This window comes from Methanolobus sp. WCC4 (assembly GCF_038022665.1).
Lineage (GTDB): Archaea > Halobacteriota > Methanosarcinia > Methanosarcinales > Methanosarcinaceae > Methanolobus.
The window spans coordinates 2,273,577-2,290,471 of record NZ_CP150629.1 but is presented as its reverse complement, the minus strand read 5'-3'; the positions used below and the strand labels follow the sequence as shown (position 1 = coordinate 2,290,471).

16 protein-coding genes are annotated in these 16,895 nt (G+C 45.5%); 7 read left to right on the top strand and 9 right to left on the bottom strand.

All coding sequences use genetic code 11. The features are described 5' to 3' along the window. The first annotated feature begins 6 nt into the window (after nt 1–6). The 3 genes from ndk to V7O63_RS10775 all read left to right on the top strand — a co-directional run bounded on the left by ndk (nt 7) and on the right by V7O63_RS10775 (nt 2,815). The gene (ndk, locus tag V7O63_RS10785) at nt 7–456 is read left to right on the top strand and encodes a nucleoside-diphosphate kinase (RefSeq protein ID WP_340818537.1); all 450 of its coding nucleotides are present in this window, start codon (nt 7–9) and stop codon (nt 454–456) included. A gap of 96 nt (nt 457–552) precedes the next feature. Then, complete coding sequence (infB, locus tag V7O63_RS10780; protein ID WP_340818535.1) at nt 553–2,328, top strand: translation initiation factor IF-2; 1,776 nt, start codon at nt 553–555, stop codon at nt 2,326–2,328. Nucleotides 2,329–2,398: 70 nt separating this feature from the next. Beyond that, on the top strand, nt 2,399–2,815 hold the full coding sequence (locus V7O63_RS10775; protein ID WP_340818534.1) for a 30S ribosomal protein S6e: 417 nt from the start codon (nt 2,399–2,401) through the stop codon (nt 2,813–2,815). 34 nt (nt 2,816–2,849) lie between these two features. On the opposite strand, the gene V7O63_RS10770 is transcribed toward V7O63_RS10775, so the two are convergent. The 6 genes from V7O63_RS10770 to V7O63_RS10745 all read right to left on the bottom strand — a co-directional run bounded on the left by V7O63_RS10770 (nt 2,850) and on the right by V7O63_RS10745 (nt 9,275). After that, on the bottom strand, nt 2,850–4,124 hold the full coding sequence (locus tag V7O63_RS10770; RefSeq protein WP_340818532.1) for a hypothetical protein: 1,275 nt from the start codon (nt 4,122–4,124) through the stop codon (nt 2,850–2,852). Nucleotides 4,125–4,228: 104 nt separating this feature from the next. Then, nucleotides 4,229–5,491, bottom strand: a complete 1,263-nt coding sequence (locus V7O63_RS10765; protein WP_340818531.1) for a hypothetical protein — start codon at nt 5,489–5,491, stop codon at nt 4,229–4,231. A gap of 97 nt (nt 5,492–5,588) precedes the next feature. Further along, complete coding sequence (locus V7O63_RS10760; protein WP_340818530.1) at nt 5,589–7,322, bottom strand: zinc ribbon domain-containing protein; 1,734 nt, start codon at nt 7,320–7,322, stop codon at nt 5,589–5,591. Nucleotides 7,323–7,327: 5 nt separating this feature from the next. Beyond that, nucleotides 7,328–8,488, bottom strand: a complete 1,161-nt coding sequence (locus V7O63_RS10755) for an AAA family ATPase (protein WP_340818529.1) — start codon at nt 8,486–8,488, stop codon at nt 7,328–7,330. Nucleotides 8,489–8,549: 61 nt separating this feature from the next. Beyond that, nucleotides 8,550–9,119, bottom strand: a complete 570-nt coding sequence (locus tag V7O63_RS10750; RefSeq protein WP_340818528.1) for a hypothetical protein — start codon at nt 9,117–9,119, stop codon at nt 8,550–8,552. Beyond that, on the bottom strand, nt 9,120–9,275 hold the full coding sequence (locus tag V7O63_RS10745) for a hypothetical protein (RefSeq protein WP_340818527.1): 156 nt from the start codon (nt 9,273–9,275) through the stop codon (nt 9,120–9,122). It abuts the gene before it with no gap. Nucleotides 9,276–9,390: 115 nt separating this feature from the next. On the opposite strand from V7O63_RS10745, the gene V7O63_RS10740 reads away from it, so the two are divergent. The 4 genes from V7O63_RS10740 (at nt 9,391) to V7O63_RS10725 (ending at nt 14,282) form a co-directional block, all read left to right on the top strand. Further along, nucleotides 9,391–10,683, top strand: coding sequence for an SPFH domain-containing protein (locus tag V7O63_RS10740; protein ID WP_340818526.1), 1,293 nt, complete (start codon nt 9,391–9,393; stop codon nt 10,681–10,683). Nucleotides 10,684–10,781: 98 nt separating this feature from the next. After that, nucleotides 10,782–12,377, top strand: coding sequence for a zinc-ribbon domain-containing protein (locus tag V7O63_RS10735; RefSeq protein WP_340818525.1), 1,596 nt, complete (start codon nt 10,782–10,784; stop codon nt 12,375–12,377). Nucleotides 12,378–12,514: 137 nt separating this feature from the next. Continuing rightward, nucleotides 12,515–12,958: a HEPN domain-containing protein gene (locus tag V7O63_RS10730; RefSeq protein ID WP_340818524.1), complete on the top strand. Its 444-nt coding sequence runs from the start codon at nt 12,515–12,517 to the stop codon at nt 12,956–12,958. A 241-nt stretch (nt 12,959–13,199) separates the two neighbouring features. Continuing rightward, the gene (locus V7O63_RS10725; protein WP_340818523.1) at nt 13,200–14,282 is read left to right on the top strand and encodes a DUF4367 domain-containing protein; all 1,083 of its coding nucleotides are present in this window, start codon (nt 13,200–13,202) and stop codon (nt 14,280–14,282) included. A gap of 108 nt (nt 14,283–14,390) precedes the next feature. On the opposite strand, the gene V7O63_RS10720 is transcribed toward V7O63_RS10725, so the two are convergent. From V7O63_RS10720 to pdxS, 3 genes are all read right to left on the bottom strand, one after another. Beyond that, a complete protein-coding gene (locus V7O63_RS10720; RefSeq protein WP_340818522.1) occupies nt 14,391–14,798 on the bottom strand; it encodes a pyridoxamine 5'-phosphate oxidase family protein in 408 nt (135 codons plus the stop codon). Nucleotides 14,799–15,306: 508 nt separating this feature from the next. Further along, nucleotides 15,307–15,900 (bottom strand): pyridoxal 5'-phosphate synthase glutaminase subunit PdxT, encoded by a 594-nt coding sequence (gene pdxT / locus V7O63_RS10715; RefSeq protein WP_340818521.1) that lies wholly within the window; start codon nt 15,898–15,900, stop codon nt 15,307–15,309. Nucleotides 15,901–15,962: 62 nt separating this feature from the next. Beyond that, nucleotides 15,963–16,859, bottom strand: a complete 897-nt coding sequence (gene pdxS / locus V7O63_RS10710) for a pyridoxal 5'-phosphate synthase lyase subunit PdxS (protein WP_340818520.1) — start codon at nt 16,857–16,859, stop codon at nt 15,963–15,965. Nucleotides 16,860–16,895 lie beyond the last annotated feature (36 nt).

Here is a 16,895-nt window from a genome sequence, read left to right as displayed (position 1 = left end):
TTCTAAATGGAACAGACATACATTATGATAAAGCCTGACGCAGTACAGCGCGGGCTTATGGGCGAGATCATCTCAAGAATAGAGAAACGTGGTCTTAAGATCGCAGCCATGAGACTCGGTGTCATGAGTGAGGAAAGTGCAAAGGAGCACTATAAGGAACATGTCGAAAGACCATTCTTCGCTTCACTTATCGAGTATGTGACATCAGGTCCATCAGTTTCCCTTGTCGTTGAAGGAAAGAACGCTATCGCTATCATGCGTGCAGTGAACGGTGCAACGAATCCTGTAGAAGCACTCCCTGGTACTATCAGAGGAGACTTTGCTGTCGAGACCGGCAGAAATGTTGTACATGCTTCTGATTCTACCGAATCCGCACAGCGTGAGATCGCTATCCACTTCAAGGATTCAGAGATCGCTGACTATACAAAGATCGATGAGGTCTGTCTCTACGAGTAACCAGGGAAGTTCCGGGATGCTTGTATCAAGCGTCCTGAGATATCCTTTACTAAAATCATTTCCAACTATATGAGTGATCTTTGAAGGGGTTTGCACATGGCTGTAAATGAAAATCTACGTACACCAATAGTTTCGGTAATGGGACACGTCGACCACGGTAAAACGACCTTACTTGACAGGATCAGGGGAAGCTCCGTTGCCGAGGGAGAAGCAGGTGCCATTACTCAACATATAGGTGCAACAGAGGTTCCCATAGAGAACATTGTGAACAAATGTGGGGATCCTTCACTTAAGGACAGGTTCATTGTACCGGGCCTTCTTTTCATTGATACTCCCGGACATCATGCATTCACTTCCCTGAGAAGCAGAGGAGGTGCACTTGCGGACCTTGCTATTGTTATCGTTGATATCAATGAAGGTTTCATGCCTCAGACCATCGAAAGTCTTCAGATACTCAAGAGATTCAAGACTCCTTTTGTAGTCGTTGCGAATAAGATCGACCGTATACACGGCTGGGAGCCACATAAGAACCTTCCTTTCCTTGCTTCATATAATAAGCAGAGCGAGAGTGTAAGGTCCGATCTTGACAACAGGTTCTATGAGGTTGTAGGTGAACTCTACAATCTGGGATTCAATTCTGAGAGGTACGACAGGGTAAGTGATTTCCAGCGTAATATCGGTATCATCCCTATCAGTGCAGCAACAGGTGAAGGTATCCCTGATGTACTCATGATCCTTCTCGGACTTGCCCAGAAATTCCTTGAGGGCAACCTGCATTATGATGCAAAGGCCCCGGGGATCGGAACGGTACTTGAGGTAAAAGAAGAAAAAGGTCTTGGAACTACCATTGACACCATCCTTTATGATGGTACCATCAAAAAGGGTGATACGATAGTTGTCGGAACCCTTGGAGAACCAATCCAGACAAAGATCAGGGCATTGCTCAAACCACGTCCTCTCTCTGAGATCAAAGCTGAGGAGAAATTCCAGCAGATAAATGATGTCACAGCAGCGGTCGGTGTCAAGATATCAGCTCCGAATCTGGACGGCGCACTTGCAGGAGCACCTGTAAGGGTTGTAAGTCCTGAGACGGTCGATGCTATCACCGAGGAGATCAAGAGCGAGATAGAGGATGTCCAGATAGACACCGATACCGTGGGTATCACTATCAAAGCTGATACTATAGGCTCCCTTGAGGCTCTCGTTAATGAGCTTAAGAAAGAGGAGATCCCTATCAGGAAGGCAAGTGTTGGTGATATCAGCAACAGGGATATCGTTGAGGTAACAGCTATCGAGGATTCGTTCTTTACTGTGATAGTTGGGTTCAATGTGAATATCCTTCCTGATGCAAAAGAGAAGCTCCAGTCCACTGATGTAACCCTTTTCAGGAACGATGTCATATATCGTTTGATAGATGACTATAAGGATTGGGTGAAGGAGCAGAAGGAACTTGCTGAAAAGGAGATATCCGATACTATCACAAAACCCGGAAGGTTCCAGATAATGCCTGACTGCATATTCCGCCAGAGCAAGCCTGCTGTTGTAGGTGTAAAGATAATCGGCGGTGTGGTGAAGACAGGTGTGGATGTTACCAATACGGAAGGTGAGGTCGTTGGCAAGGTCAAAGGTCTGCAGGTTCGCGGGGAAAATGTCTCCACGGCAAATATAGGCATGGAAGTTGCAATGGCCATTGAAGGAGCTACAGTTGGAAGACAGATCAAAGAAGGGGATACTCTCTTTGTCAATGTACCCGAGAGGCACGCAAAGAGAATGGAACATGAGATCTACGACTCGATGTCGGCAGATGAATTAGAAACATTAGATGCATTCCTTGCCATTAAAAGAAGGGACAATGCCTTCTGGGCTAAATAATGAGGATGCACGATCAATTTAAACATATCATAACAAACAGGAACAATAAAACCAATAAGGAGGAAAAAATATGGCAGATTTTAAAGTAGTGGTTGCAGATCCTAAGACAAAATCATACCAGTTCGATGTCACAGGTGCTGAAGCCAACAAGTTCATTGGAAAGTCAATAGGCGAAACCGTTGAAGGAGCAGCAGTAGGTCTTCCTGGTTATTCTATTAAGATAACCGGTGGAAGCGACAAGAGTGGAATGGTCATGAGACCAGATCTTCCAGGTCCAAGGAGACAGAGGATACTTGTTGCAAACGGAAAGGGTTATTCACCTGTAGCAAAGGGTGTACGCCGCAGAAAGATGATGCGCGGAAACGAAATTGCACCTGACATAATCCAGATCAACACCGTTGTTGTAGAGTATGGCAACGAGACCATCGAGAAGATCCTTGCAGGCCCTGAAGAAGAGGCAGTTGAGGAAGCACCAGCAGAAGAGTGAGTCTCTCACTCTCTGATGTCTTTTTTTATTACTCTTATCTATCCTTCATCCCGGAGTAACGGGATGTTCCAAATCCCACATCTATTATTGTTTTCTTTGACAGCATCTTTACGATGAGTTTCTGTGCCCCTTCTGCACTGAGACCTGTTATCTCCGCCACATCAGGTGCATCGAAAGGTTCGTCCTGTTCGATAAGAGGTACGATCTGTTTTTCCAGAGGTACATAGGTTTCCAGGTCATGCCATATCCTGAGCCTGTCTGAATTGTTCACATTCGCATTGAATGTTATCTCATTTGTTCCCAGATCACAAAGGTAGATGACCAGGCGTGGATGTACGTAGGTCTTTGCCCATTCAAGGATATCTGGGTTCCATCCCGGACTCAGAAGGCACACGCTTTTGTATTGTCCGGACGGGACCGAATTTGCCTCTTTCTGGACAAAATCCATTATGGTCCTGAGGTCATCGAAAGGGTGCCAGTAGGTCTCAAATGTCAGGAGTGGTTTTAGAACATTGTCCATTACCGTCCCGGAGACGGACCTGTCAGATATACTGACCTTCCATTTCCTGTCACCAGTGTATTCCCCGTTAAAAGATATTTCCGGCTGCTGTGTGGAATACTTATGTTCCAGTACATTCACATAGTTGTAGAGTCTGGAGAGAGTATCAGTTCCAATATCTTCCTTGCTGGCCTTTTCCGTTCTGACATCAGTGGTGATGGAATTCTCGGAAGTCTTTGACATCCCAAGTGTAGTTCTGGATGCTCTTCCCGGTTCCGAGAGTCTTCCCGTGAGTGCCGCTCTGGAAGATGCCTCTTTCTCAGAGTCCTTCCTGGCCTGAGCTGGTCTTTCACCTGACATGACACGCTCTGCACTATCCGCTTCCATCTGCCTGAGCTTGAACTCTTTCTGCATGTCCTTATCAACAACAATACGGTTATCGAGATCCCTTTTGAAGCTATCCAGAAGGCCTTCCAGCATGAAGGTATCGATGTTCTCTGAAGATATTGATGAAGAGAATTCATCCTTTATTCTGGCAGATTCCTGTAACAATTGTTCCTCATTGCTGTAGAACTCATCCAGTGTCCCATTCTTTCCTGAGAAGCTATCAAGGTCCTTACTTTTAATGTCAGCAAGGAGCTGGGATGCGGAAGTCCTGATATTGCGAAGCTGGAAGTTAAGTTCAGTCTCTCTCTTTGCATAGGTTCTCTGGATGAGTTTCTCTAACGAGTTATAAACATCACTCAGGTTATCGATCAATGTCTGTCTATTAGCCTGTTCCAGGGCTACAGGGTCCTTTGGTACTTCCATTTCGATCTCATCCGGCTCTTTGTATAAATGTTATCTTTACTGATTTTTACTCGGTTGTCGGTTATATCTATAAGTTTTAATTATGCTCTAATGGTAAAATGCTCTCAGGATACTTTATGGGTTCCGAGGTAAATTGGTTCTTTCTGGAAGACAACTCCATTCACCTCAAAGGAGAAGTTCAGGTTACCCAGGTCGATATTTCCGGAATTCAATGGTTTGATGACAAGTGAGACATATCCTGAGGAATGTGGTTGGATCCCATGGATACATACATTGGGTTTTGGACATTCTATGAATGAAGTGAAACAGCTGTTAAAGCAGATATTCTCTATCACCTCATCAGACTTATTATCGACGTGCAGGCCAATGGTACTTCCAGCTTCCCTGTACAATGTGGCAGGCATATTTACCCTGACATCGACCTCTGGTGTCTGTATATAGTATTCACCAAGGGACACATCCCCTATTCTGCAATCGTTTCCTTCCACATTGAACATAATGTCAAAGGTTCCAAGGTCTATCGAGTCACCTGTCGTAGGGGTAATTTCGTATGTCACATCAAAAGAGGATCCCGGTGTCATTGTCCTGGTATCTGAAAATGCTGTATCGTAATTGATCCCTGTCGGAAAGGTGCATTTGATATGGAGATTGTTCAGGTTCCTGTTCGAGTTGTTCTTCAGCCTGATCGATATTGTTGAAACATGTCCGAACACAAGAGGTTGATGAACATCGAATTCCATGCCAAGGTAGGAGTGTGTAATGTCAGTATTCCCGAAGAATGCCGGAGGTTTCTGGTGTTCATGTCCATTGATCTCAAAATAAAGGTCATAGTAACCCATTGACAGGTTCCCTGCCTGAAGGGGGGTAAAAGTGAAAGAATTGGTCAGCGAGGACATGGGTTCAAGGGAACCGAGGTTCAGGACAGGTTTGTCACAGCGGACGGTTGCAGGTAATACCGCTCTCATCCATATGTTCTCCACTGGCCTTTCGGTGGGGTTGTTCATCCTCAGGTACAGCGCATTTGGAAATCCCAGATGGACGGGCTTTGAGAACGTATACTCCACATTGACAGCATCGACAAGTTCCATTTCCTTTACTCTTCTTCTCTCGATACCCACATTCTTTTCGTAGAGCCAGAAAACATGTATGGGTATGTAAAGAAGGGCCACATAGACCGGTGCACTGGCAAGATAGATCGGGTCAGGCCTTTCTGTGACGGCAAGTATCCTTGTCACTGCAAAGAAGGACGTCATGACCATCCAGAAGAACATGTAGAACTGGAATATCAGTCCGGTCCTGCCTCCTGCCTGATTTTGCAGGGAATAGACAAGTGCTTTTAAAAAACCGTTGAGAGGTCCCAGATCCATTTGACCCACCTTTTAATACTGAAATTACTTTATAACTATCTTATATATCTATGATTATAAATATATTAGTCATTCCATCCATTAAGCAAGCTGATCATCAGTTTATTTTCGTGCCGCATTCACTGCAGAAGTTCGCACCATCTGCAAGTTTTGTACCACATGAAGGGCAGAAGTTGGCTTTGAACTCCGTTCTCTGTATCACGCTGTCCTCGATAACAACATCCCCTGAACAATTCCCGCTGATGTCGCATGAATTCAGGAGATTACTACGCTGGATTATAGAATCCTTGATAGTCACATTGACTATCTGTTTCAGGTCACTTTTTCCCCTGCTGCCTGCTTCCATCTCTGCGGAAAGTTCGCGACCGAACTCTGCAAGCATACCTACAAGTGATTCAGCCGTCTGCGTTGCACCGAAAAGCTCTATGCTCCCGGTATCTTCCGAGATGTTGATCTTCAGCACTATGTCATGGTCATTGACCTTCGTTTTCCCGTGATACCATGTCTCGTAGTTCTTTCCATCCCTGGTCCTCAATGTCCTGACGTGCCTGATGTCATGTCGCTGTAACATCTCACGACAGATGTTCATGAGAGTCTTCGTATCAAGTTCGGACCGAACCTGATAGACCTTGCTGTCACTGAAAGGAAGTGCTGACAGAAGTTCCCGAAGCATTCCTGTATTGATGTCAGAGGCTGTTTGCATGATAGGACATGTGACCTCGATCCTCTTGGTTTTCATCTCGGTGTTCCGGAGCTTTCCCTTAGCATCCTTATAGAATATCCTGCATTTGATATCAGATGACCTTGAACAGAGCAGGGGGTCAAAATAGACCATGACCGACCTTGAAGTGTTGCCTTCGATATTCCCAAGCATCAGTCTGTTGTTCTTCACAGTGTATTCCGGTTCGAACCTGTCTATCCTGAAAAGATGTTCATCAAAATCGAATTCCAATGCCACATCATTGACCACTAGTGAGGAATCATTGTTCACTGCCATCTTCAAACGGACAAAACCCTGGTAGAACTCAGATTCCCTTACAACCTGGAGGTGTGCATCGGCTTCTGATATTGTTCCTGAAGCTACGGAAGGACCCTGTACAGCTTCATATGTTCCTATGTCGATCGGCATCTTCCTGTAGTAGTTGTTGTTGACAAGGTAACCGACATGTATCTTTCCGAGCTCTAATCTGTCAGATATCCTCGGGTGAACGAATATCGCAGTATATCTGGAGGATTCTGGCTCTATCGTCTCAATGGTGACTTCCGGTTCATCGCACCGGACAAGACGGGTACATTCTGCCTTTATGGATACATTCCTTAGTGGAAGGACGGAAGGGTTATTGACCGTTATCTTCACAGGATTCTCTGTATCTGTTCGCAGGGGTTGCCTGACCTCAACGTTCACATCCACTGAGTCACTGGCTTCTTTTTCAAGTTGTAGCAGCCTCGTTCTTTCATTCTCTTTTTCCCTGTTCCTGTCCCTTACTACATTCTTCATCTTTGAACCGGAACGCAGGGCCACAACGGTGCAGGCGAAGAGTGCTATAAGGGGCGCTGGCTTAAAAGCAGAGAAAAGAATTGCCCCGAAAATGGCTATCAAGATACCAAGGACAAAAGCATGGGAAAGGATGTCGTCTTCCGTAACATCCTGTTCGATCTTCCTGTTCAGTCTGTTCTGAACGATGTATGCAGTTATGAATGCAAGTATCAGGCCTATTGTTCCGCCCCTTATCATGCCGGGAAATCCGGCCCCAATTCCGAAGATCAGGCCTGTGTAGATCCCAATGCGTAGATTGTTGCGGGGGTCGAAATATGACAGTTTCAACTGCATCAGCATCACTTGTTAAGTAATTCGGAAAATACCTGTTCTTCACCACTCTTCCGGATGGCAGACCTGGCTTCGATGTACCAGCTGATTATGGATGGTTTTCGTTTCTCCAGAACGGTCCTGAAATCTCGAAGTCCTATCTTCCTTGGTTCCCCGCCCCGGAGTGCCTCTCCAAGTGGGATGTCTGCAGCTTCCTGGCATATAGCTGCAAGATCGGCACCTGAATATGAATTGGTTAGTTCGGCAAGTTGCTTTATATCAACATCCTCATCCAGAGGACGCTTTTTCAGATGTATTTTGAGGATCGCCTCTCTTGCTTCAAGGTCAGGTTCCGGTACGAATACGAGTTTGCTGAAACGTCCCGGTCGCCTCAGGGCAGGGTCTATTGCCCAGGGTTCGTTGGTAGCAGCCAGTATCAGGAGATTGTCGGTTGCCGTATCCACACCGTCCATCTGTGCAAGTAGCTCGTTCACCACCCTCTTTGCATAATCCTCGCTCTCACTGCGCCTTCCGGCAATGGAGTCGATCTCATCGAAGAAGATTATGGACCTTTCCTCTCCACGGGCTATGTCAAAGACCTGTTTGATGTTCTTTTCAGAGGCACCGACCCATTTGCTCACGATACTGCTGGTCTTGACACTGATGAAATCCGCACCGCATTCCTTTGCAGCTGCTTTTGCCATCATGGTCTTACCGCAACCCGGAGGTCCGTAGAGCAGGATACCTTCGCCGGCCTTCTGTCCGTACATCTCATAGAGTTCCTGATGGGTGAAAGGATAGATTATAGCTTTGCGTATCTCTTCTTTCACATCCTCAAGACCGCCAATGTCCGAGAATCCGGTGTCAGGTGTCTCTTTAAGGAAAAGATCATCCTTTGAAAGTGATGATTCGTCATTGCTTCCTGAATCTCTTTTTCCATTCGGTCTTCCACCGGATGGCATTGCTTCAGAACCCTTGAGTGACTGGGCTTTGGAGAAAAGATGTTCTGCCAGGTCACGCTGGGTGTTCCGGTCAATATCATCACTCGCTATCATCGAAGCATCATTATAGAACTTGGCAGCTTTCAGGTAAAGCTCACGGGCTCTTTCTTTGTCCCCTTTGTCTTCCAGGTCCTTTGCAGCTTTTGCATAGCCACGAGCCTGTGCAGCAAAAGTAATGGCTGAGTTCAACTAGGCACCCCTTGATTTGTAACTGTTAACCCCAAAAATGGTACGGATATCGAATGTCAGATCATTCGGTATCTGCCATCTCTGATTCTATCTTCTTTGAAAGCTCATCCTTTGCAGGCTGCTCGCTTGAGAGTTCTGCTAGGAGTTCCGACCGGAGTGAATCCTGCATGTCACTGAGCTCGCCGCTGCCGCTCATTGCTGCATCCATTGAAGATGTCATCATGGTTGTTGCAGTGTTGACCTTTTCCATGGAGGTTCTTATGTTCGTGACCGCACCTTCAAGCTTTGAAGTATCGAAACCAAGTTGTTTCTGCCATTTTCCAAGGTCCTGGCCGATTTCGACGACTTCCTTGAGTCCTGTCTGCATCTCTATTACATCGGTCATTGATTGTGCCATCTCTACCATGCTGCTGATGGTGTTGACCTGACCCTCGACCAGTGAATATCTCCTTGAGGCAACTCTGAACTCTCTGTCATTACCTTTTGCCAGTGCTTCCTTTGCTTCTTCTCTGGACTTGTTCTGCTTTTTGATAAGTTCCCTTTCACGTGTTGAAAGCCTTTGTTCTGAGATCGTCAGTTTTGTTTTAAGCTCTTCAGGTGATACTTTCTTGAATGGATTGGTCAATCCCACTTATAATTCCTCCTCCATTTTCTTCTGCTTCGCGTATCTGACACAAAGCTTCAGGGCTTCTGATCTGTTGATCGCTATTCCCATTTCTACCAATGTATCCAGATATACTTTACTATCTTCTGATATTCTTGCGCTTACAGGATATGATCTAGCCATAGTTATTCCAACCAGGCACCAGTTCGTATGCCTATGTATACAATGGAAAACAATATATATAATATTTACTCATATATTTAGTCATAGGTATTTAGCTGGAAAAAGGTGTCAATACATGGCGTTCAAGTGGAAAAGAGAAGCAGACGACATAGCCAGGGTGGTCCCAAAGAAACAGGTTGGTGGATTCTTCAGAAAAGCAGTTATCCTCGCACCTAACGAAAAAGCGGCTATGGTTAAGAATGGTGTAGTGGATGAGATAGTCGACAGCGGAAAACTGTGGGTCGGGGGTCTCTTAAAACCCGGCAATATCATGAAGGATGTGGATGTTGCCCTTATGGATACCTCTCCAAAGGACCTGAACTGGGAACAGCCTGAGCTGTGGACCCGTGATAACCAGAAGGTATCATGCAATGGTCTTCTCAGGTTCAGGATACAGGAAGCAAAGCGTTTCTTCCAGATGCTGTACTCGTATTCCACTCCAGACAGGAAAGGCGTCAGGGCACTTTCCGTACAGGATATATACAAGCGTATCGAGAGCGAGGTACTTACACTTGTCCTTGAACCGGAGGTACGGCAGGAGGACATAGAGAATCTCTATGGTAATCGTGAGCTCCGTATGAATATCGAGAACGAACTTGAGATGCGCCTCAGGTCGACCCTTTCCATGTGGGGACTTGAAATGCTCAAGTATACCGTCCAGTGGGAACTTGGTTCCTATGGTGTCGTAATGCAGGCAACGAATGACTTCCAGACCAACGAGGAACTTGCTGAACTGGATACCCTTGCAGTTGAGGGTGACCTTGAACGCAGGGGCAGGGAAGAAGTTGCCGGTCTGCGTGCAGATCATGCTACCATAGCAACTGAGAAGGATTTCCAGCGTGATCAGGGACTAAAGGATGTTAAGACCGATCTTGAGGCTGAAAGGCTGCAACATGAAGCAGATATGAGGGAAGCCAGGGAAGCTATCAGGCTCAAGGAAGAGCTAAAGCTTGCAAAGGCAAGGGGAATGCGTGCCGAACTTGAGGTCGAACAGGATATGAAGGACCGTGAGCACGGACGTGACATGGAATACCTGAAACATGTAACAGAGTCCGGTGGTTCGGATGTTGCAAAGACCGTGAGCGAAGGTCGTGAATATGGCCGCATGTCACCCGAACAGCTTGAAGCCCTTGCAAAGGTCAAACAGAGCGAGGCACTGGCAAAAGAGGATAAGGTCAGCTTCATGATGGAGATCGAGGACAGGGAACGTGAAGATTCCTATCGCAGGCAGGAACTCGATGCTTCTATGATGGGAGCAGCACAGGGTAGACGCTCGCCTACTGTCCGAAAATGTCCTGGCTGTGGTTCGACCGTTCCGGCGGAATCAAGTTTCTGCAGCCAGTGTGGAAAAAGGCTCACTGATGTCTGATGGAATATGCAGGCATTCTTCATCTTTTTTAAGCGAGATTTATATATCACCAGCGCAAAAAAAGTAGTATCATTATAGGATAGGTAAGGGTGTAATAATTGGTACAGAAATCTTTTAATTTTCTTTGTGTAGTGCTCCTGACATTTGCGATACTAGGTTCCGGTGCAGGTATTGCGGCAGCCAGTGATTATGACATCACTCTCACAGAAGGTGAGGTGGCAGAGATCCAGGATGGGTACTATCTCAGTGTTATGGATGTAGATACCTATAGTGAAACAACGAGGTTCATTGTATCCTATTATGATACTTCGGTGCTGGACCAGTACTATGCGATCGGTGACTACCTCTATTATGAGGATCGCAATATCATAGTGGAGTTCAGGGTTGATGATGTCTATTATGATTCTTTTTATGGGTATGACTATGTGGTCATCTCCGATCTCTATATCTATCCTGATTATACTGTGATCTATGATGACACGTATACTACAAGAACAGATACTGACTATTATTCTGATTATGATTCATCCGATTATGATTATTCTGATACTTCCTCAGATGACGAGATCTTCGGGATGCTTATTCTGCTTTTCCTTGTCTTTGTAGTTGTCCTGGTACTGCGTAAGATCCTCCGGAGGGGAAAGAGCAGGAAAGAAAAGAAGGAGCAGAAAGCTCTCAGGAAACAGGAAATAAAGCAGAGGGCTGCAATGTCTTCCACTCCTATAAGTGAGAAGAAGTCTGCTGCATCAGAGAATGCTACCGAAGCTGCGGTTACTTCTACCGGAGCGGGTGTTGCTGCTACTACTGCTACAGCTGCTACATCCGGGAAGGATGCAGTAGTTGTCAAGTCGGCCGTCCAGTACAAGGGTGCGAATATCCTGTACAAGATCAAGGTGGAGAACCACTCTGAAGAGCCGATGGGTGATATCAACATCTCTCTTTTTGTTCCTGATGTGTTCCATCTCAAGGATGACAAGAAGAACATTTCCATGCTTCAGCCAGGTGAATCCAAGACCGCTACTTTCATGATAAGGCCTACTGGGGAGTGTGGTAACTGCATCATATCCGGTAATATCCGTTATTATGATTACAGCCAGAAGAAGCATGTGCAGATGGATCTCAGTGATAAGATGGTGGATATCGTCTGTCCGGTCCTCAGGGTAATGCAGATGGACGAGTCAGGATGGAGGTCCAGCATCAGTTCCATGATGGTAGCCGAGGAGGATACCAAAGACCTTGAGGTTCCTGCTGAGAATCTCTTCGACATAGCCACTCGTATACTGAAGGATATGAACATGTTCATGATCGATCCTGAGATAACTTCGACACAGCAACTGTTCACCGGTGTTGCAAGGTTCTATGCCGAGGGTGTTGCAGGCATGAAATATGCCGCTTATATCGAGGTTGTCGGTAAACGCAAGTCCAGACTTATAGTAAAGGCATGGGCTGAGAAAGAGGAAGCCCTTACAGGATTCTACCATAAGATCATCGAGGAGATAGAGAAGAGAACGGATGTCAAGCTCTTTGTGGATGACTCCGTGACCCATTACAATATCAGTAATACCACCACTATACAGGATAGTGTTATCCAGCGTTCCAATATCGGTGGTGGTAAGAAGAAGTGTCCTCAGTGTGGCAGGGAGGCCGAGGGCAGCGAGAAGTTCTGTATGAACTGTGGGCAGAGACTTGACTGAGATAAAGTTCTGTCCTGTATTTTTATTTTTTAACTCCTGTTTCAACAGCAATTTATAAATAGTATTATACGGAAATAGCATTCCGTGTCAAAAACGAAATTATCATTTATCTTACAGGACGGACCGGAGGAAACAATATGAGACTGGAACTTATGGATAAGAGGTCAAGATTCGAGGATTTTGAAACGGAATATCGTGATTCAAAAGCCTATCTTCGAAGAGCAAGGCAGTTCCAGCGTGAAGGACAGGACCACAGTGTGGTCTTCAATGTGGCCTCGCTTGCACTCGAAAGATATCTTGTTGCCCTTTGCTATCTGTATGACATGGAACCCTACAACCACAATTATACCTGCCTTATGGATACGGTAGAGATGTTCATGGAGGTTCCGGAAGAACTGAACAAAGAGATCCGGTCTCTGGACAAGATATTCGATATCTGTTCCCTTGATGACTATTTCCACGGCGACCCCGAGGTTTCTGATATGGAACGCATCCTTTCAATGTGTGATGAGGTTGAGGGTCTGTTCGATCAGGAAAAGATCGAAGCGATAAGGGAATCTTTGAAAGAAGAGTGTGATTGATCCTCTTTAGATTCTTTTTTATTTCACTATCCGGTTACAGGGAAACCCTGTGAGCCTGTTATTTTTCTGTTCTCACCTTGGATTCGATCAATTGTCCATAGTTGGAACTTTTGGCCATAATAACTATATATAATTATTTCACTAATATCTACACTTTATTTGAAAATTATATTTAATATTCGTAATGTCCTGTTATTTTCTGTTTATGGGGCATGTCTAATGACAATTAATGAGTGGATGAATGAAAATGAAATGTAAGATATTGTTAGTATTATTCCTGATGTGCTTAGCACTTTTCAATTCAGGTTGTATAGGTGGGGATCTGACCGCTGATCAGATAGCTGAGAAGATGCAGGAGAAACAGGCAAACATAGAGGATACTTCTGCAACGGTCCATATGACAACTTCAATGGATGGTAACGTTCAGGAAATGGAATATGAGATGGTCCAGAAAAATCCCGACAAGATGAAAAGTGTTACGATCCTGCCGGAAGAGATGGCAGGACAGATCACGGTTTCAAACGGGGAGAAAATATGGACCTATGATCCGATAAATGATCAGGTCACCATAATGGCATTGCCAGAGACTCCTGACAATCTCGAAATGGATTATGCAGCTGTCATTGGAAGTCTTTTGAACGAAACTGATGTCTCACTACTGGGAACAGAAGAGTTCGGCGGAAGGGATACGTTTGTGCTAAAGCTGGTCCCAAAAGAGGATGAGGAGCTATTCGGTTCTGACATGAAGGTCTGGGTCGATGAAGAGACATGGACACCGCTGAAAATTGAAATGGGAACAGAGGATACATATCAGATCACTGTGGAATACAGGGACTTTGAAGTGAACAAGGGAATATCTGATGATGAGTTCGAGTTTGAGATCCCTGAAGGTGCAGAGGTCATTGAGATCGATGATTTCGAGGATCTGCTTCCTGTGGAGATGACACTTGAAGAAGCACAGGATGCTTCTGAATTCGAGATACTTGTTCCATCCTATGTGCCGGAAGGGTATGAGCTGGACCATGTTACATACAGTGCCAACTCACTGACAGCCGGTCTGAAAGAATCGGTCACGTTGTTCTATTCAAGTGAAGATTTGCTTATTCTGATATCTGAGAGTTTCTATGATGGCGAAAATGATTCGAACTCCCTATCTCCAATGGTGGAAAGTGAAACCGTTTCCATCAATGGGGTAGAAGGTGAACTCTATTCCATGTATGGCGGTACCATGATGCTGCAATGGGAAACCGGGGATGTGATCATGAGCATTACCGGAGTCCTTGAAGAAGATGAGATAGTACAGATAGCTGAATCAATGGAATAACACAACAGCTGGAACGTTAAGAACATACATTTTTTATTTTAATATAATGTATGTTCCTTTTTCCCAATAAAAGAAGAACAGATCAAGTAAAAAAGAGATGGAAGTTACTTAAAGTAACTTGTCACCTGCTCCTGGTCCGCCTTTGCACTCGAAGACTTCAGTGATCTTCATTTTTACCAGGAACTTTGCAGGGAAGTGCTCTCCTCTTGCCTTTACCATCTTGTACATGGTGTCGTATTCCTCACCGCTGTCTATGACCTCGATGTCACCTTTTATCTGGAAGCATCCCTGGATATCAGGTCCCCACACATAGATGGCACCCTTTGGATTCTCAGCCAGATTCTCCCTTGTCTTGTTGAAGAAGTTGTCAACGATCCAGATCGTCTCTGCATCTTCCTGAAGGAAGCACATTCCAATAGGAATGACATTTGGAACGCCATCCTTTGATGCAGTTGCGAATGGGAATATCTTCATCTTTGCATATTCTGCTTTCATCTCGTCACTTAATTTTACCATTGATGTCACCTCATTATAACTAAAAGCACATGATAATCGGTGCCAATGGAGTTTAAAGGTTTTCGTTAGGTGTTGGAAGAGTGGGATGTTGATGCAATGAGCATTTTTCATTCTCTGAATGGATCATTAGTTGTGCATGCACGGTTGCAGACTATCAATTTCATGGAAATATCGTGTTCTTTAATAGTGGTATTTAGAAAAAGAGTTAAAGGCAACAGATTATTTGATCCACCTTTTCGGACCATGCCGGCTTCGCCGGACCCTATGGGATGGTTTTAGTTATTCATAACTTCCTATCATCCAAACTATTGTTAACTGTGACCTTCGTTTCTGATAGTTTTACAAAAGGTCATTGGCGAGCAAAGAACAATGTGTCTACCCGCCGCAGGCGGCACTCTCCTTCTTTGCTACTATCTTAAAGACTATTGAAATTATACGTTTATTCAAAATTGCTGTTTCACGTTGCAATTAACAGGATCTCTACATTGCAGAAAATACCTGCATCAACTTAGAACAGTTTGTCAAGGAAATACTGGTGAACCCTGGTATCAAATGTAAGTTCAGGATGGAAGGCCAGTGCCAGAACATTGCCCTGTTCGGCAGCCACGATCATATCATCTATCCTTGCAAGGATTGTGACATCATTCCCGGAATCGATTATTCCGGGTGCTCTGATGAAGACTGCGTTGTATGGTTCATTGAGGAACGGAAGCTCAAGTCCTATCTCAAAGGAATCGCGCTGTCTTCCGAATGCGTTCCTGTTGACCTGTGTGTCCATGAGTCCCAGGAGGTGCTGGTGGGTCTTTGCTACCTGTTCATCGCCTGCAGATGCAAGCAATATGAGACCGGCACAGGTTCCCATAATGGGTTTACCGGAGGCGTTCATATCGCGGATCTCATCGGCAATTCCCTCGCGCATGAGCAGTTTTCCAAGGGTTGTGCTCTCTCCGCCGGGAAGTACCAGTGCATCACATTCGGGGACGATACCGCTGTGTTTGATAGTGACTATCTCGGCTTGTTCTCCTCGTTCATCAAGTGCTCTTTCGAGGGCTTCCACGTGTTCGGAGACGTCTCCCTGAATAGCAATAACACCGATCCTCATGAATATCACGTTAGTATGTTAGAATTTTAGAATATTAGAATAAAAAAGAATTTGGGATGGGTTTACCATCCACGGGTCTGCAGAATGTCTGCATCAGGGATTGAGTCAACGCTGATACCTTTCATTCCTGCGCCGATTCCCTTGGATACTTTTGCAAGCACTTCAGGGTTGTCGTAGTTGTTAACAGCCTCGACGATAGCCTTTGCCATCATTTCAGGATTCTCTGACTTGAAGATACCTGAACCGACGAAGACACCGTCAGCGCCCATGCGCATCATAAGAGCTGCATCTGCAGGTGTTGCAACACCACCGGCTGCGAAGTTAACTACAGGGATACGCTGCATCTCTGCTGTTTCCATGACAAGCTCGATAGGTGCTTCGATCTCACGTGCTACGGCAATGAGCTCTTCCTTTGTCATGCCTTTAAGCGCACGGATCTCTCCCAGTATCTGTTTCATATGCTTGACAGCCTCGCTGACATCTCCGGTACCTGCCTCGCCCTTTGTACGGATCATAGCAGCACCTTCGTTAATCCTGCGGAGTGCTTCACCAAGGTTCCTTGCACCACATACGAAAGGAACGGTGAACTCTGTCTTGTCGATGTGGTACTTGTTGTCTGCTGGTGTGAGTACTTCGGACTCGTCAACCATGTCAACACCAAGAGCTTCAAGGATCTCAGCTTCCACGAAGTGACCGATACGTGCCTTTCCCATAACAGGGATGGTCACAGCATCAATGATCTCTGAGACGATCTGCGGGTCTGCCATCCTGGCAACTCCGCCTTCCTTCCTGATATCAGCAGGTACAGCCTGAAGTGCCATTACAGCAACAGCGCCTGCTTCTTCTGCGATCTTTGCCTGCTCGGCGTTCACGACATCCATAATAACGCCGCCTTTCTGCATCTTTGCAAAGCCGCGCTTGATAAGCTCGGTACCATGTCTTAATTTCTCAAGTTCCATAATATCATCCTGAATCTGTTATACGAATTTAATGCC

Excerpts from the sequence above, each read along its gene's own strand:
- ndk (WP_340818537.1), top strand. The coding sequence starts at position 7 with ATGGAACAGACATACATTATGATAAAGCCTGACGCAGTACAGCGCGGG.
- infB (WP_340818535.1), top strand. The coding sequence starts at position 553 with ATGGCTGTAAATGAAAATCTACGTACACCAATAGTTTCGGTAATGGGA.
- V7O63_RS10775 (WP_340818534.1), top strand. The coding sequence starts at position 2,399 with ATGGCAGATTTTAAAGTAGTGGTTGCAGATCCTAAGACAAAATCATAC.
- V7O63_RS10770 (WP_340818532.1), bottom strand. The coding sequence starts at position 4,124 with ATGGAAGTACCAAAGGACCCTGTAGCCCTGGAACAGGCTAATAGACAG.
- V7O63_RS10765 (WP_340818531.1), bottom strand. The coding sequence starts at position 5,491 with ATGGATCTGGGACCTCTCAACGGTTTTTTAAAAGCACTTGTCTATTCC.
- V7O63_RS10760 (WP_340818530.1), bottom strand. The coding sequence starts at position 7,322 with ATGCAGTTGAAACTGTCATATTTCGACCCCCGCAACAATCTACGCATT.
- V7O63_RS10745 (WP_340818527.1), bottom strand. The coding sequence starts at position 9,275 with ATGGCTAGATCATATCCTGTAAGCGCAAGAATATCAGAAGATAGTAAA.
- V7O63_RS10740 (WP_340818526.1), top strand. The coding sequence starts at position 9,391 with ATGGCGTTCAAGTGGAAAAGAGAAGCAGACGACATAGCCAGGGTGGTC.
- V7O63_RS10730 (WP_340818524.1), top strand. The coding sequence starts at position 12,515 with ATGAGACTGGAACTTATGGATAAGAGGTCAAGATTCGAGGATTTTGAA.
- V7O63_RS10725 (WP_340818523.1), top strand. The coding sequence starts at position 13,200 with ATGAAAATGAAATGTAAGATATTGTTAGTATTATTCCTGATGTGCTTA.
- V7O63_RS10720 (WP_340818522.1), bottom strand. The coding sequence starts at position 14,798 with ATGGTAAAATTAAGTGACGAGATGAAAGCAGAATATGCAAAGATGAAG.
- pdxT (WP_340818521.1), bottom strand. The coding sequence starts at position 15,900 with ATGAGGATCGGTGTTATTGCTATTCAGGGAGACGTCTCCGAACACGTG.
- pdxS (WP_340818520.1), bottom strand. The coding sequence starts at position 16,859 with ATGGAACTTGAGAAATTAAGACATGGTACCGAGCTTATCAAGCGCGGC.